9 protein-coding genes and 1 tRNA gene are annotated in these 16,884 nt (G+C 49.9%); 6 read left to right on the top strand and 4 right to left on the bottom strand.

The features are described 5' to 3' along the window. Nucleotides 1-9: 9 nt before the first annotated feature. On the top strand, nt 10-780 hold the full coding sequence (locus tag HUU10_13380) for an SDR family oxidoreductase (GenBank protein NUQ82599.1): 771 nt from the start codon (nt 10-12) through the stop codon (nt 778-780). A gap of 55 nt (nt 781-835) precedes the next feature. Here the strand turns inward: HUU10_13380 and HUU10_13375 are convergent, their stop codons facing one another. Beyond that, entirely contained in the window at nt 836-3,388 is a 2,553-nt protein-coding gene (locus tag HUU10_13375) for an ATP-dependent Clp protease ATP-binding subunit (GenBank protein ID NUQ82598.1), read from the bottom strand. A 715-nt stretch (nt 3,389-4,103) separates the two neighbouring features. On the opposite strand from HUU10_13375, the gene HUU10_13370 reads away from it, so the two are divergent. From HUU10_13370 to HUU10_13350, 5 genes are all read left to right on the top strand, one after another. Then, a complete protein-coding gene (locus tag HUU10_13370) occupies nt 4,104-5,501 on the top strand; it encodes a right-handed parallel beta-helix repeat-containing protein (GenBank protein NUQ82597.1) in 1,398 nt (465 codons plus the stop codon). A gap of 12 nt (nt 5,502-5,513) precedes the next feature. After that, on the top strand, nt 5,514-7,808 hold the full coding sequence (locus HUU10_13365; protein ID NUQ82596.1) for a T9SS type A sorting domain-containing protein: 2,295 nt from the start codon (nt 5,514-5,516) through the stop codon (nt 7,806-7,808). Between the two features lie 300 nt (nt 7,809-8,108). Beyond that, nucleotides 8,109-8,180, top strand: a tRNA-Asn gene (locus HUU10_13360). 42 nt (nt 8,181-8,222) lie between these two features. Continuing rightward, complete coding sequence (locus HUU10_13355) at nt 8,223-8,489, top strand: GIY-YIG nuclease family protein (protein NUQ82595.1); 267 nt, start codon at nt 8,223-8,225, stop codon at nt 8,487-8,489. Between the two features lie 150 nt (nt 8,490-8,639). Continuing rightward, nucleotides 8,640-8,849, top strand: coding sequence for a GIY-YIG nuclease family protein (locus HUU10_13350; protein ID NUQ82594.1), 210 nt, complete (start codon nt 8,640-8,642; stop codon nt 8,847-8,849). A gap of 294 nt (nt 8,850-9,143) precedes the next feature. On the opposite strand, the gene HUU10_13345 is transcribed toward HUU10_13350, so the two are convergent. The 3 genes from HUU10_13345 to HUU10_13335 form a co-directional block, all read right to left on the bottom strand. Beyond that, nucleotides 9,144-13,022, bottom strand: a complete 3,879-nt coding sequence (locus HUU10_13345) for a S8 family serine peptidase (GenBank protein ID NUQ82593.1) — start codon at nt 13,020-13,022, stop codon at nt 9,144-9,146. Nucleotides 13,023-13,572: 550 nt separating this feature from the next. Further along, nucleotides 13,573-14,490, bottom strand: coding sequence for a DUF4249 family protein (locus HUU10_13340; GenBank protein NUQ82592.1), 918 nt, complete (start codon nt 14,488-14,490; stop codon nt 13,573-13,575). An 11-nt stretch (nt 14,491-14,501) separates the two neighbouring features. After that, the gene (locus HUU10_13335; GenBank protein NUQ82591.1) at nt 14,502-16,877 is read right to left on the bottom strand and encodes a TonB-dependent receptor; all 2,376 of its coding nucleotides are present in this window, start codon (nt 16,875-16,877) and stop codon (nt 14,502-14,504) included. Nucleotides 16,878-16,884 lie beyond the last annotated feature (7 nt).

Below are 16,884 nucleotides of genomic sequence, written 5' to 3'. Positions count from 1 at the left end.
AAAAATCGTATGTCAAAAGAGAAACAGGAAGGTAAAAAAGTCGTTCTGATTACCGGGGGTGCCTCCGATACCGGCAAGGTACTGGCCACCCGGCTGGCAGGGGAAGGACATCAGGTTATTATCACGGTCAGGGAACAGGCCCAGACGCATCGTCTGATCGAAGACAGGAAATCAAAGGGCACCGGGTTTCAGGTGGAAGTGCTTGATGTGACCAGTCCCACCAGCATTTCCGGTCTGATCGGAATTGTGACGGGTCAGTTTGGCCGCATCGATGTGCTGATCAATCAGATCGGATACGGACTGGCCGGACCGATTGAAGACACTTCGCCTGAAGAAGCACATACCCTGTTTGATCTGAATTTTATGGGAGTTCACCGGGTAATCCGGTCGGTGCTGCCGGTGATGCGTCAGCATCATGACGGACTGATCATCAACATGACCAGCGAATTCGGAAACCGGGGTATTCCCATGCTTGGATTTTATTGTGCTTCCAAATTTGCCCTCGAGGCCTACTCGGAAGCGCTGCTGGAGGAAGTGAAACCCCACAACATCCGGGTCTGTCTGGTTCAGCCGGCCATGGGAACCAGCACCCTTTCCAAAAAAATTGAATTGTCGGTTCAGTCGGTGTCTGAACATTCCCCTTATTATCACCGGACCACCGGCATGCTACGTCAATTGAGGATGAAATACCGGACCGAGGCCGAACCCGAACGGATTGCGGGGGTGATTGCCGGATTGATCGGCGAAGCAAAACCACGTTTCAGGAATCTGGTGGAATAAAAAAACCTCCGGCAGAATTCCACCGGAGGTTTAACTGTCAATTAAATCAAAAGGATCAGTCTTTGGCGCCTTCGGGAGCCGCTTCCTTTGTCTTCTTTGGTTTGGCCATGGTGAAGAGGAGGTTTCCATCCTTTCCATCGGCCTTTACCAGCACGCGTGATCCCTCGGGGAATTTGCCCATCAGAATTTCTTCTGCGAGCGGATCTTCCACATACTTCTGAAGGGCACGCCGAAGCGGACGGGCACCAAATTTCGGATCAAATCCCTTATCGGCCAGAAACTCCTTGGCCTTTTTATCCAGTTCCACTTCAATGCCAAGCTCGTGAATGCGTTTCAGCAGTTTGGTGACCGAAATATCGATGATTCTGATCATGTGTTCCTTCTCGAGCGGATGGAAGACAATCACATCATCCAGACGGTTCAGGAATTCGGGATTGAACACCTTTTTCAGCGCATCCTCAATGGTCGATTTCATGTTCTGATAGGACATGGCTGTTTCACGGCTGGATGGAGCAAATCCGATTCCCAGTCCCATGTTCTTGATATCCCGGGCCCCGATGTTCGAGGTCATGATAATGATCGTATTTCTGAAATCGACCCGGCGGCCGAGTCCATCGGTCAGAATCCCGTCATCAAGCACCTGAAGCAGGATGTTGAAAATATCCGGATGGGCTTTTTCAATTTCATCCAGCAGAATCACTGAATAGGGTTTGCGGCGAACCTTCTCGGTTAACTGTCCGCCTTCCTCGTAACCAACATAGCCCGGAGGGGCACCCACCAGCCGGCTGACCGAGAATTTTTCCATGTATTCCGACATGTCAATCCGGACGAGGGCTTCTTCAGAATCGAAAAGGAACCGGGCAAGGGCCTTGGCCATTTCGGTTTTACCCACACCGGTCGGACCGAGGAAAATAAAACTTCCGATGGGACGCATCGGGTCTTTCAGTCCGGCACGGGAACGTCGGATGGCGCGGGTCAGTTTTTCAACGGCTTCATCCTGGCCAATGATTTCGGCTTTCAGGAGATCCTGCATTTTAATCAGTTTCTCGGTTTCGCCCTGTGCGATTTTATGTACCGGAATACTGGTCATCATGCTGACCACTTCGGCCACATTCTGTTCAGATACCGTATAGAATTTCTCGGCCTGTTCCGATTCCCATTTGGCCTTCTCTGTTTCGAGTTCTTCCGTCAGTTTTTTCTCACGGTCACGAAGTCGGGCGGCTTCTTCAAAATTCTGGTTGCGGACCACCTGTGTCTTCTGCTGTTTCACTTCCTCGATTTTAGTTTCGAGTTCCAGAATGTGTTTCGGGACGGAAATGTTGGCCAGATGCACCCGGCTGCCGGCTTCATCCATCACATCGATGGCCTTATCTGGCAGGAACCGGTCGGTGATGTACCGGTCACTCAGTTTAACGGCCTGTCTGATGGCTTCCGGCGTGTACCGGACGTTGTGATGCTCTTCGTATTTATGCTTGATGTTGTTAAGGATCTGTTCGGTTTCCTCCGGTGTGGTCGGATCAATCATGATCTTCTGGAACCGGCGGTCAAGAGCGCCATCTTTTTCAATAAACTGACGGTATTCATCCAGCGTGGTGGCTCCGATGCAATGCAGTTCGCCGCGGGCCAGGGCTGGTTTAAAAATGTTCGAGGCATCGAGCGATCCAGAGGCACCGCCGGCACCCACGATCGTATGCAGCTCATCAATGAACAGGATGACTTCGCGGGCTTTTTCCAGCTCGTTCATGACCGCCTTCATGCGCTCTTCAAACTGGCCGCGGTATTTCGTTCCGGCAACCAGTGCAGCCAGATCGAGTGTGACCACGCGCTTGTCGAAAAGCACCCGGCTGACTTTTTTCTGAACAATGCGCAGAGCCAGTCCTTCGGCCACGGCGGTTTTTCCCACCCCGGGTTCACCGATCAGAACCGGATTGTTTTTCTTCCGCCGGGAAAGCACCTGGGCTACCCGTTCAATTTCCTTTTCACGTCCGATGATCGGATCCAGTTTATCTTCCTTGGCCAGTTTGGTCAGATCGCGGCCGAAACTGTCGAGTACCGGGGTTTTGCTTTTATCCATTTTTTTCTCGGAACCTGATGAACCAGAGGGTGATCCTTTTTCTGGGGGTGTTCCGGACTGCGCCGTAGCAGCCGGTGCCGATGCGGAGGAACTGCTCTTTCCGCTGATGATGTTGTCCAGTTCGCCACGGACCGCATCATATGACATGTTATACTGACTCAGAATCTGGGCGGCCACGTTTTCATCATCCCGCATCAGAGAGAGAAGCAGATGCTCGGTGCCAATGACATCCGACTTATACAATTTGGCTTCCAGATAGGTGATTTTCAGGACTTTTTCGGCTTGTTTGGTTAAGGGGATGTTGCCGATGGTGAGGGTCCCGGCCGAGGGCTTGACTGTGTCCTCGATGGACTTCTTCAGTTTGTACAGATCGACACCGAGATTCCGGATGATCTTAACCGCGATTCCTTCACCTTCCCGGATGATTCCCAGGAGCAGGTGCTCGGTTCCGATGTAATCATGACCCAACCGCAGCGCCTCTTCCCGTGAATACCGGATGACATCCTGAACCCGGTTTGAAAAGTTACCTTCCATAGTGTTCCATTTTTTCTTTTATAACAGGGGGAAAAGTAGATAAGTTTCGCAGGATTATCAAACCAGGGCGTTATCTGCAGTGAAAGGGACTTTTACCGCAGAGGGAGCAGAAAGGAGCAAAGACCGCAGAGATTCTTGTATTAAAAACAAGAAAACCTTTGCGTTCTTTGGGATGAACCCTTGACGCTCTCTGCGGTGAAGGAATTTTACCGCAGAGGGAGCAGAAAGGAGCAAAGACCGATGAGTTTTCTGTATTGAAAACCAAAAAACCTTTACGTTCTCCTGTTATTACCCTTGGCGCTCACCGCGGTGAAGGACTTTTACCGCAGAGGTAGCAGAAAGGAGCAAAGACCGCTGAGTTTTCTGTATTAAAAACAAGAAAACCTTTGCGTTCTCTTGTATTTAACCTTGGCGCCTCTGCGTTAAACGTATTAAAACGCAAAGACAGCAAAGGATTCGCAAAGGGCGCTGAGGTTCTTGTATTGAAAACCAAAATAACTTTGCGTTCTCCTGTATGGATTCTTTGCGGTCTCTGCGTTAAAATGAATTGAACATAGCGCCTTAGCGCCTTTTCGTCCATATTAAAACAGCTGCGTTTGTCGCACCTGTGACCCATTCCACACATGACTACATCAGGCAGTCATTCCGGTTTGCCCTTCGGTGACAATTTTTTACCTTTTCATTAGAAAACGATTAACAACCCGGAGGAATCATCATGAAATCAATGGTTACCATCTTTTTCCTTATCTCACTTGTGATGCCGCTGTCGGCCCAGACCGTCCATGAAGTCTTCGATGGGGAAAGCATTCAGGAATCCATCAATGCCGCTGCAGCCGGCGATACGATCAGGGTCGGGGAAGGGGTTTATACCGGGACCCTCACCCTGACGAAAAAACTTCACCTGGTTGGGGCAGGTGACCGCGACAGCATCCGGATCATGGCCTCAGGAACCGGCGTGTACTTTTCGTCGGGAAGCAACGGAAGCAGTCTGCGCGGCTTTACCATTACGTCATCGGGTGATCAGGGTGTTTATATCCATCACAACGGATCGGCCAATCCCTACCTGATCATGAATAACGTGATAAAAGATTGCAAGGAAGATGGATTCCTGTCGGGAAACTATTTCGACAATGTTTCCCTGTTTCCGACAGTGGTCCTGATTAACAATGTCTTTACCGGCAACCGGGTCGGACTCGATGCCAATGGAAATCCGGGACTCACATCGGCCCAGAATGTTTTTGTAGGAAACGATTCTATTGGTGTGGATCGGTTTAAAGGACTGTCCTCTGCAGATTCTATCCTGAACAATGGAAACGGAGATGGGTTCGGTATCAGAATTCTGGAAGGCGGAACTGTCATAGGTGCCGTGATTTCGGGAAATCAGGGTAACGGCGTTTACATCAACGATCCGAACGTGGCGACTATCCGTGCTAACCAGATATCGGGTAATTCGGGTCATGGCATTTTTACGAATGGTGGTGGAGATTATGCCTGGAAAATATCCAATAACCTCATAACCAATAATGGTGGAAATGGCCTTTTTCTGACGTATGATCAGGATTTTAACCGGATCTGTCTCACAGAAATATCAAACAATGTTTTTTATGGAAATACCGGTGCCGGCCTGTTGTTCGATGAAGTATATTTTGGCGGCGGGACGGTTGGTCATTCCGGTGACATTCTGGTGAATAACAACATCATTGCCAATAACACGGCCGGCGGAATCGACCGGGTGGTAAACAGTGACGTCTGGGCGGTCAACGATGTGAACCTGTTATATAACAATGTTTATAACAATGCCGGCGGAAATTATCTGAACGGTTTTTCGGCCGGTTACGGCAGTCTGGCCGCCGATCCGCAGTTTACCAATGCAGCCGGTGGTGATTTTTCGCTGAACTCCGGATCGCCCTGTATCAATGCCGGTCAGCCTTCCACCTCGTTTCTCGATCTCGATCTGACACGAAATGATCTGGGACTTTATGGCGGTTCCTGGAGTTTTGCGCAGTATTTCAACAATCCCGATGGTGCCCGCGTTCTTCGTCTGAAGCTCAGCAATCGGTTTGTCCGGCAGGGAGAAACCATCACCATCGATGCGGAAGGTCTGGCCCGGTAAGGGGAGGCTGAAATGAAAAATTTCTTACTGTTTTTCCTGCTTGCCGGGGTGGTTTCCTCGGCGGGCGGACAGGTGATTGAAGAGGCCGAATACTTCATCGGTTCCGATCCGGGCGAGGGGAATGGTATTTCTCTTCTGCTGAAGGATGGATTGGCTGATGGAAGTCTGGAAAGCCTTTCTGCCACGGTGGAAACCGGTGCTTTGTCAACCGGTCCTGCCGTTCTGTACATCCGTGTGAAAAAGTCGGATGGATCCTGGTCTGCGCCGGTTGGCCAGGTGATCATGATTAATTCTGCTCCGGATGTGGACCCATCGGCGTATCCGGTCCTGGCGTCGGCTGAAATCTTTTCCGGATCCGATCCCGGTGAAGGAAACGGAACGGCCCTGTCAGTTGCCTCGTCTTCCTATTCAATGGCAACAACCTCATTGGAAGCAGATGGTCTTCCAACGGGACCTTCGGTTCTGTCGGTGCGGTTTCAGAAGGCTGGCGGGGATTGGTCCGATCCGGTCCGGCAGGTGATTCTGGTGTCTGAGGCGTTAAAGGGGGCATCGGCCAATTATTCTGCCATTACTCAGGCGGAATATTTCATCGGAACCGATCCCGGCGAAGGATCGGGGCAGGCATTGTCTGCAAAAGATGAAGCGTTTTCACACCCGGCCGAAGCCGTTACCGCCAACCTGAGCACCACGGTTCTGTCTGCCGGATCTTACCGGTTGGGGCTCCGCGTGAAGAATGATCTCAATGACTGGTCAGAACCGCTGTATCAGGTGATGTCTGTATCCGATTCTACCGTGATTCCGATGGCCAACCGGTTAACACCGGTGACGGGGGCGGAGGTGTTTTCCGGGACCGATCCTGGTGAAGGAAGCGGAATGTCTCTGACGGAAACTATCACCATTCCGACCGGTGTATTCGCTTCCTTTTCCGGTTCGCTGGTGGTTCCCGATGCACCGACCGGTCTGATTCCGGTATCCGTGCGATTTAAGACCGGTGAAACCGATTGGGGAACGCCGGTCACGGTGGGTATGGCTGCCTATAAACCCACCGGCGATATTCTGGTGACGTGGGAAGATCCTGTAAGCCGCGATTCCCTGGCTCATGCGCTTAACTACCTCGGCCATCATTGGGATGAATTTGACCGGACGGGCCAGCCAACCTTGTCTCTTTCCGGATGGAAAACAATCATCTGGGATGAACGGGATTTTCTGACGGCCACCCAACGCGATTCCCTGGAATCGTTCCTGCTGAACAATACCGAATCCACACTGATTCTGTCGGGAGAGGATGTGGCAAGTTATCATGATCATGGACGCGCTTTTTCTGATTCCACGTTTTTACGGCAGACTCTGAAAGCCCGGCTGCGGTTTGAGGATGGCGGAACCGGAAAAGCAGCCCTGCCGGGCCGGTTGATTCATGATGGGTATGTGGATTCGGTGGAGGTCAATACCCCCGATGTCATCCGGCCGGTGTACGGAAGCCAGACCACCATTGCCTGGCAAACCCTCACCAAACCCGATTCGGCTTACGCCATCGCCTATGACGGGGCATACAACGTGTCATTTTCCACTTTTTCCTGGAGCGGATTCCGGACCGGACTGACCGGTCACCTCGACCGGATTCTTTCCTGGGTGACTGGCTCAGGCGGATCGCTTCCCGTTGAACTCACCTCCTTTACCGGATCCATGGACCGGAACGGCGTGACGTTGAACTGGACCACCGCCAGCGAGGTGAATAATTATGGGTGGGAAGTTCAGAGGTTTCTTCCGGACCCTGAGGGTCTCGAAGGGACAGGAAGAAACCTCTCAGAAACAGACCCTTCGAGAACCTCAGGGTCCGTTTCTGAATGGAAGACAATTGGATTTGTGGCTGGCAGCGGGACGACGAATTCTCCGAAGTCGTATTCTTTCCAATCACTAATCGCCACTCACAAATCACTTTTCCGTCTGAAACAACTCGATCTGGATGGATCTGTTTCTTACAGCGGGATTCTGGAATTGGAAGCGCCGATGCCCGACCGGTTTATGGTGCACCAGAATTACCCGAATCCGTTTAATCCCAGCACCACGATTCCTGTGGATGTGCCGACAGCCGGCAAATTAACCCTCCAGGTGTTTAATCTGCTGGGCCAGCAGGTGTTTGCTGAATCGCAGGACCTTCCTTCCGGTGGATTTACCAAGCTGGTCTGGAATGCCTCATCGGGGCAAAACGGGTCGGTGGCTTCTGGGTTGTATTTCTACCGGATTCACTTCCGGAGTCAGGCAGGAACCACTCACCAGTCGGGTGGATCAATGGTGCTGATGAAATAGTCATCAGTTCTGGTTTTGCAATAAGTTCAAAGGGGCTTTTCCGTGTGGAAGAGCCCCTTTTTTCTTCAGGAGGAATTTTGGTGGGAAACCATGACGACGGATAAAAGCTGGCTTCAATGGTAAGTCTTAACAACTCCTCCTCTTCTGGTTAAATGAAATAAAAACGCTTCTATGATGATAAGCAGGTATTGACAAAATGAGTTGATTTGGCGTACCTTTGCATTCCATTCCGCGATAGCTCAATGGTGGAGTCCGGCAAAGGCCGGATTAATCATGGGGTTGTAGCTGATAAGAAAACATTCCGCGATAGCTCAATGGTGGAGCACATGACTGTTAATCATGGGGTTGTAGGTTCGAGTCCTACTCGCGGAGCAAAGAAAGTCCGGTAAAACCGGACTTTTTTGTTTTATCCCGATGTACTTCACCTATGTTTTATATTCTGAATCCGCTGACCGGATCTATGTTGGTTATTCCCACGATCCGGAAAAGCGGTTGTGGTATCACAACGAAGGGTTGGCGTTTGCTACCAAACCCTACCGACCCTGGATTTTGATCTATTCGAAGCCATTCGCAGAAAGATCTCAGGCCATGCGACATGAAAAGGAACTCAAAACCCATTCTGGCAGGACCTGGATACGGGATCACCTGCTCAAAGATGGAGTCCGGCAAAGGCCGGATTAATCATGGGGTTGTAGCTGATAAGAAAACATTCCGCGATAGCTCAATGGTGGAGTCCGGCAGAGGCCGGATTAATCATGGGGTTGTCCGGCTTCAGACGGACTCGCGGAGCAAAGAAAGTCCGGTAAAACCGGACTTTTTTGTTTTATCCCGATGTACTTCACCTACGTTTTATATTCCGAATCCTTCAACCGGATATATGTTGGTTTTTCCCATGATCCGGCAAAGCGGTTGTGGTATCACAACGAGGGCTTGGCCTCAATGAACTCTTCCCTTTGTGTCCTCGGTCGGAAAATCGTTCTCCCACGAAACGAGACAACTCTCTCTTCCCGTTCAAAAAACATCCCTGTTCATTTATATTGAACAGCAACTTTCCGCAAAACCACCCGGCTGGAAAATAAAAAAGGTGGCTGAACCACCTTTTTTATGCAGGAACCGCTTGTGAAGGCCGTTCCCTTCATAGCGTCTTCAACCAACGATGGCCGAACGGTGCAGTTGATATCTCGCTGCCCGCTTATAAAGTACCTGTTCTATCTGAATGTTGCAAGAACAACAGGGAATTGTTCCAACCAACCCATAAACGCAATCAGGCGACCGAAGTCGCCTGATTGCAGATGCCGGTCTCGTCAGGTCCGGGTTTTTCCACTCACCACTCACCTATTTCAACAGGAGCATTTTCCGTGTCAGGGAACTTCCGTTAATCGCCAGTTTGTAGAAATACACACCAGAGGAAAGTCCTGTTGCGGAAAAGGTGGCCGAGTAGGTTCCGGCGGGTTTCTTTTCATCAACCAGAACGGAAATTTCACGACCCAGTGCATCGAACACCATCAGACGAACCGCTCCGCTGACCGGAACGTGGTAACGGATCACCGTGGCCGGATTAAACGGATTCGGGTAATTCTGGTCGAGAGTAGCCACAGAGGGAATTTCAATGCCATTTCCTTCCACACTCACAAAACTGACGGTATCACCCAAGACCTTCAGGTCATCGAAATAAATACCGCTGTTGGTGCCGCTGCCAACCCCATCCGATACGAAACGGAACCGGATCTGAACCGTGGGCTGCCCGGCTGCTTCGGGTGCGAAAATGGTGTAGGGTAAAAAGTTGGTCCAGAAGGAGGAAGAACCACCGGCAAACTTGAATTTTGGAATCCAGCCATTCCCTGTGTTGATTTCTGCATAACAGGTATCACCGGACCCAAACCGGAAGGCCGATTGAATGGTAAAGGCCGGATTGTCATACCCGGTAAAATCGAAGGAACCTGAATAGGTGGCCGTTGACACATCATTGGAGGTGTAATTGTTGCCTTTGTTGTTGTGAATGGCCTGATCTCCCGAGAGGCGCCGCTTGGTCGAATATCCGAACTTACCATCGAACAGCCAGTATCCCGGAACTTCCATGTCATCCACATCGGCTTTGCCAGTCATGAAGGATAAATCAGAAGAGGCCGGGTGCCTGACCATGTTTCCGGCATTGGATTGGTCGCGGGCGGTGAAGTAATAGGAAATCAGGGTATTTGCCTTCACTGGTCCGGGAATGGAAATCGACCCGCTGAACAAACTACGGGCAGCATCGGAGAGGGTGAGAGAGCTGGAATCGCTGACACCGGTGCTTGTGTAATAATGAACGAAGACAGAGGACTCATCGATTCCCGATTCATCATCCACGGTGAATTCGACCGGGTAGGTTCCCGATTTTTCCATGGTATTGGGCCATTCGGATGAACTGATGGCTACCGGTTTGGTTACATCGGTTTTGACATTGTACTGGTAAACCTGATAAGGTGACAACGATCCATCTTCGAAACGGCTGATGAAAAAATACAGGACGGAGTTACCCAGTCCGACGGCCGGAAGGGACGCGGAAAACCTGCCATCTGCAAACGTCATGGGCAGTTTAGTCAGATTCAGATCGGGGGAGGTTCCGGTGGTGAAAGCCTGATAATACAGGTCAACGGAAGACACCGGTTTTTTACCGGAAACCGACACAGAAACCAGCCGTTCTTCCTGTTCGTCTTCGGTGTTTTTTAACGGAATAAAGGAATCGACCGAGTATCCATATAACCAGTTTGAAATACGCGCCGTTAACAGATTGGCAGATACGGAATCAGACACTGCTTCGAGGCCGCCGAACGGGAGGTATACCACTCTGGCATTCCCGGTTTCATACCGGGTTCCTGCAATTTGTCCGTTGCCATATTTCAGAAAGGCCACGCTTCCTTCCTTCAGGGTCACAAAGTCGGGATATTGGGTGGAAGATCCTAAACCGGGCATTTCAATGGAACTTTCCACGCCATCACTGAGCAGATCGCTGTCAACACCCTTAATGGTGGTTTCGTTGTTATCGTCACCTCCGTACACCACCTTCATATAGGATTCAAACCACGTTTTTGATGCTCCGCCCGATTCGGTATAGGTAGTACCGGTCGGATCGGCCATGTCCCATCCGACATCCTGTCCGGACAGATAGATGCGGCCACCAGCCTCAATATATCCTGAGATCGCATTCTGATTGGCTTCTGTCAGCGATGGAAAGGTCCAGCCCATGGGCCAGAAGACCATTGCATATTTCTTAAGGATATCTGCGGTAATATTGTCCACCGATCCATTCCAGACATCATACGAGAGCCCTGCCTGATCCATCAGTTCCAGGTAGTTGTTTGTATAATCCACATCTGCATGAAAATCGGGGACCAGAAGTGCATTGGGTTCAATGGCCAGTCGTCCGGGGAATGTCTGGCTGAATCCGTTATCGTCTGAAATGGTTAGCTCATACCCAATGACCATCGGGATTCCATTTTCATCGACAGATAAGGGGAATTCAACCGAGAAGGTAGATTCAACCGAGTCGAGAACGCTTGCAACCGGTCCCGTGACATCTGTATTGTTGCTGACGGTCAAGGGCCAGTTTCCTGCGTCGGTGGTCAGGGTCGCTGTTAAATTTTCTGCACCACCCCATTCGTTCTGGAAATCAAAAATCAGGGAGGCGGTTTCTCCCAGGTTCAGGATTCCATTCTCATTGCCACCATCTTCTACCAAGACGGATTCGAGACGTAAAGATGGTTTTGCAGGAGAAAGACCGGTTTCGGTGAGTGCACGGAGTGCATTGATCCGTCCAGCCCCGAGTTTTCCTGCATAAGTCGGGTTTAAAGCATAAATATCATCGGAAGTCTGGCGGATCCGTTCGAACAAATCAATAACCGAAATTTCAGGATTCTGTGATTTGATCAGAGCAGCCAGGGAAGCCACAAAGGGAGAGGCCATGGAGGTTCCCTGAAAATACTCGTATTTTTTTCCCGAGTACAAGGTAGAGGGATAAACAACGGTACTGAGGAAGCCATTTGAACTTGCTGTAAGCTGTTCGCCGCCGGGGGCCGAAATTTTAACCCAGGTTCCATAAGTGGAATAGTAGGTTTTCAGGTCGTTTCTGTTTACCGCAGCAACGGTAAGTACCCAGGGTTTCAATTCCATTTCAGAAGCGAATTCATCATTTGCATTACCGGCAGAGGAGACAACCAATGTTCCTTTCCGGGTCGCATACAGGGACGCATCGGTAATAAACTGTCCGCTGTTGCCGAAACTGAGGTTTATGACATCGGCCCCCATATCGGCAGCATAAATAAATGCCCGGCCCATGTTGTATGAATTTCCGATGCCATCGCCACTGGTTGTATGGTAACCAATCCGGCAGGGAAGCACTTTTACTCCCCAGGAAAGAGAAGCAATACCAATTCCGTTGTTGGTCATGCCGGCGCTGATACCCGCCACGTGGGTACCATGTCCGTTGAAGTCCATTGGGTTATTATCCTCGACTGATGCATCCTCGCCGGGAGCAGGGGGTGAATCCGTAAAACTCGAGGAAATAAAATCCCATCCTCTGAAATCATCGATAAATCCGTTGGCATCATCATCCACACCATTGGACTGTTTTTCTCCTCCCTTTCCATCCGGACCATATTCACCCTGATTGATGTAGACAGAGGAGACAAGGTCCTCGTGATCCCAATCGACGCCTGTGTCGACAACCGCAACCACTACCGAGGTATCTCCCGTCTGAAGATCCCATGCCTGAAAGGCTTTTACCTGGCCAAGCGGGTGAATAGAAGCCAGTAATTCATCATCCGGAGTTGCCATCGGCGATGCCGGTTTGTTTCCTTTTTCGGGTGTTTCCAGCCGATCATGTGAAAAATACCGGACGAGCTCGGCGTATTCGATATCAGTCCGCCGGGTAAGCTGGCTGACGGCCCGGTCTGCATCGGTGATTGTTTGGTAATTGAGCACATACACCCTGTTTAGTCCGATCTCGTCGGCAATGGGGTTGCTCTTCTCCATTAAAGCACTGGATTGAATGGCGCCGGTGGCCTTCATCACAGTGTTCAGGCTGCTTTCCGCACGGTAGGCGCGGATGCCGGATTCCCTGAACTTGACGATAACCTGGTTAGCGGGTGTTCCGGATGGACCCTTGCCATTTTCTGCGGCCACTACGGACAGGGCAGTAAACAGAAGCAAAAACGTTCCAGTCAGGCGAAATTTCATGAAGCCTTACCTTTCTTTAGATTAATAACCATGTACAGTCAGGGATCTTTTGATGGCCTGTTGGTCTGTACGATGCAGAGGATAAACTTAAATTCTTACTGCAATGGAGATGCAATAATAAACTGACTAAGCCGCGGCCGCAATTTTCTGCGAAAACGACAAGGTAAATTGAGTTGCGGCTTAAGATATTTAAGTTGGAAGCGTTTTTCGTTGAAAGCGAAGCGGTTGGATACTGAAATGGATCGACCATTATTTAACCAGAAACGGTGATTGACTAAACAAATCAAAGTTTACTGGAGTCAAATGTGTAGCCAAAACTCGCATCAGCGGACTCCTGGTTCCAATAAAAAAGGTGGCTGAGCCACCTTTTTTATATGCAGGAACCACTTTTGAAGGCCGTTCCTTTCATCGCGTTCGGGTTCAACGATTGCCGAACGATGCCATTGATATCTTGCTGCTTGGGTGTAATGTACCCGATTATTCTCTGATTTTCACAGATGAATGGAAGTGGTTAATTCGTTCTTTGACCGGAACACAGGGAAGTGCCCGGTCAGGGTCTGAGAACATTGAAGTAAACCGTATCAGCAATTACCGACCCGAACACCCCGATTCCATCCCCTTCAATGGCCATCCGTGGCTCCACAAAATTGCCATCAAAATCCTGTACATCTTTATGAGTGAGAAAGTAATTTTTGGCGTTCACATCCATGGCGTACATAATGATCCGGTACCGGCCATAAAACTGGAAGTAAAACCATTCCAGGTCCCGTTTCTGAAGACCTGATCCGGGCACATTTAAAATGGCATCAGACTGATATTTCCGGAAATTCAGATCCTCTCTGACTTTGGATGAATCTTTCTCCGCAATATCCTCATACCGGTTTACCGGTGAATAGATGAATGAACGGATGCTGGCATCCTGAGCGGTGATGCTAAGGGCGTAAAAATCGATTCCGGAAGAGGGGGAAAACGGAATTGAGAAAACGGAATCAGTTCCATCCGGAGACTGTGCGCTGTAAGATAGGTGATTCGTCGGAATGACGGAATCCAGAATAGAGAAACCAGCGGAGGGTGTGGTGGTTGAGGCCGAGGCGGTCACCGGTTTACCATCGATGACTGCCGATACGGTTAACTGGTAGGAGGTTGCATGGTCGGTCACAAAATCGGTTCCGGCATACCGGTAAGACATCGTTAACGGATCATACGTCAGGTTGATCTGCCGGTTATCGGTCTGACGGGTGATCAGGACCATGGCAGCGGGCAAGGAAACCGATGTCAGGTCGATGGGTTTATTGAGAGGAAAGTTTCGGGAAATCCGGATGTTTGAAGGTGTCTGTCCCGGAATTAAATAACCCTCGACAACAATTTTTGGATCATAGTCCGAAGAATCCAGATCCAGTTCTGCCTCTCCGCATGAAATGAAAAAACCGGCGAAAAGGATGGATAAAAGAAAAGTGGTGGTTTTCATTGTTTGCTCCATTAAAAAGTGATGGTTAACCCAACGGTGGGTAAAAAAGGAAACATGTTAACGGCTGTATATTTAGGCTTAATGGTATCAGGCGATTTGGAATCATCTTCATAATTCACAAACCAGATATTCTGCCGGCCGCCGAGATTGTAGATCTGGATGTAAGGCGCCAGTGTGAATCTCTCGTATTTCCTTTCCCAGATGAGGCTCAGATCGGCACGGATGTAGGCTGGTAACCGGTAAGCGTTTATTTCGCCGGGATACAAGGAGAATCCGATATTCCCGCCACCATCACTCAATCCGTCATCGCCGGAATCGGGTAAATCACCGCTCAGATAAGCAGAGCCCGGAGTGGTGATCGGCTGGCCGGTGGAATAGACGAGGTTAAACCCTAGCAACCATTTGCTGTTACCGGCTTCATATTGCCTACCCCACAGTGGGGCCCACCATTTTCCGGGTTCTGTATTCAGCACCAGATTGACGGTGTGACTTCGGTCGTGACGCGGATTAAATGGTTCATTCCGGTTGATATTCTTAAATTTCCAGTCGGTGGAAGACCATGAATAGGCCAACCAACCGGTAACCATACCCCCATCCTTTTTCAGAAACAGTTCAATACCCCGGGTATTGCCATCACCCGTGTCGAACAAATTTCTGGTATTCCGGTACCAGGTTTTTCCATTTTCGGTTCGTCCGTCACCCTGAATATCGGTCACCACAAATTTCTTGAAGGAATTCAGATTCGTGTAGGTTTTATAAAATGTTTCTGCCTGAAAGGTGAATCCATAATCCAGTGCACGTTCATAGGCAAAAACGGTATGAACGGATGTGGATGGTTTGATGTTTGAATCGGAAGTGATCCAGATATCGCCGATGAAAAATCGGGGAATCCGGTGCAGATACTGACGGTACACACCCCCGGCCAGTTTTACCGATTGAACTGCATCGAATTGGTATTTAACGCTGTACCGCGGCGATACATCCACAAAATCCTGCTCAGCGGCAAACCGGTCCAGACGCAAGCCTCCTTCCACCACCCACTCATCTGCCGGTTTCCAGGAGGCCTGAGAATACACAGACTGATGCACCCGGTCCCGATCGATGTCGATCAATCCATCCTGAAATTCGTGTGTGTACCGTGGTTTCATCCATTTATTTTCGAAGCCAAACAGTAAATTCCAGTTGGCATTCACTGCCCATTCCAGATTACCCTTCAGTGTCAGGTCATTCATCTCATTGGTTTCTGCTACTTTGATCTGCTTCAGTCGGAAATCGGAATCGAACCGGCTGGCTGTTATCCAGAAATTGGCAAAAATGGATGAGTTGAATAAAGTCAGCCATTTCACGGAAGCTGTTTTATTTCCCCATTCGTAATTAACACCGTCTGAGGATTGAGATTCCGGATTGAAACTGATATCCAGAAAATCACGGCCTGAAAACCAGGACACGGTCAGTTTATTCGTTTCATTGATTTCGGCAAACAGTTTCAGATTTCCGTCATAGAAATAATAATCGGGAACCTTGTTCTTCAGGCTTTTCAGTTTCGCAAGCGTAACATCAAAATAGGTGCGCCTGAAGGATCCAGACATGCTACCCCAGTTTCCGAGCGGGGTCTGAAGTGTGGTCTTGGCAGCCAGCAAACTGATTGTGGTGGTTCCGGTCAATTTGGAACGGTTGCCATCCAGATGGGTGATATCCAGAACCGAGGAAAGCCGTCCGCCATACTGAGCGCCGAATCCGCCCTTGGAAAGGGTGACGGTTTTGATGGCATCGGTGTTGAACGTCGAAAAAAGGCCGAAGGCATGTTCCGGGTTGTACACATCGGCTCCATCAATCATATACAGATTCTGGTCGGGTGTCCCACCGCGAACATAAACCTGAGAAGAAAAATCGGAAGCCGATACAATACCAGGTAATGTTTGCAGAGAACGCATCAGGTCTGATTCCACAACGGCTGGAAGCTGCTTGATTTCCAGCCCGGTAAGCTCAAGGTTCGATACGGGTTTTTCAAACAATTTCCGGCCGGCATCGATGGAATCTGCCGTGACCAGTACTTCCTCCATGACAATTCCTTCCAGATCAAGCCGGATGGTAACCCGGTTTGGAACTCCGCTACGGACCGTAACCGGCACTTTTGCCGCTTTATAACCAAGAAAACGGACATACAAGGTGACCTGCTCTTCGGGTAAACCAGCCAGGGAAAAGAATCCAGATGAATTGGTGGTGGTTCCTTTGGTTGTACCCATGATCAGGACCGAAGCGCTGACCAGGGCCTCTCCGGTTCCGGCATCATAGACAAATCCTGAAATGGTCCCCTGCCCGGGTGCCTGGGCCTGGCTGGTCGCCCCATGGAATGCCAAAAACAGGATCAGAAAAAATGAACGCATGTGAAGT

It is taken from the genome of Bacteroidota bacterium (genome assembly GCA_013360915.1).
GTDB lineage: Bacteria > Bacteroidota > JABWAT01 > JABWAT01 > JABWAT01 > JABWAT01.
The sequence above is the reverse complement of the archived record's forward strand: the minus strand, read 5'-3'. Positions and strand labels throughout refer to the sequence as shown.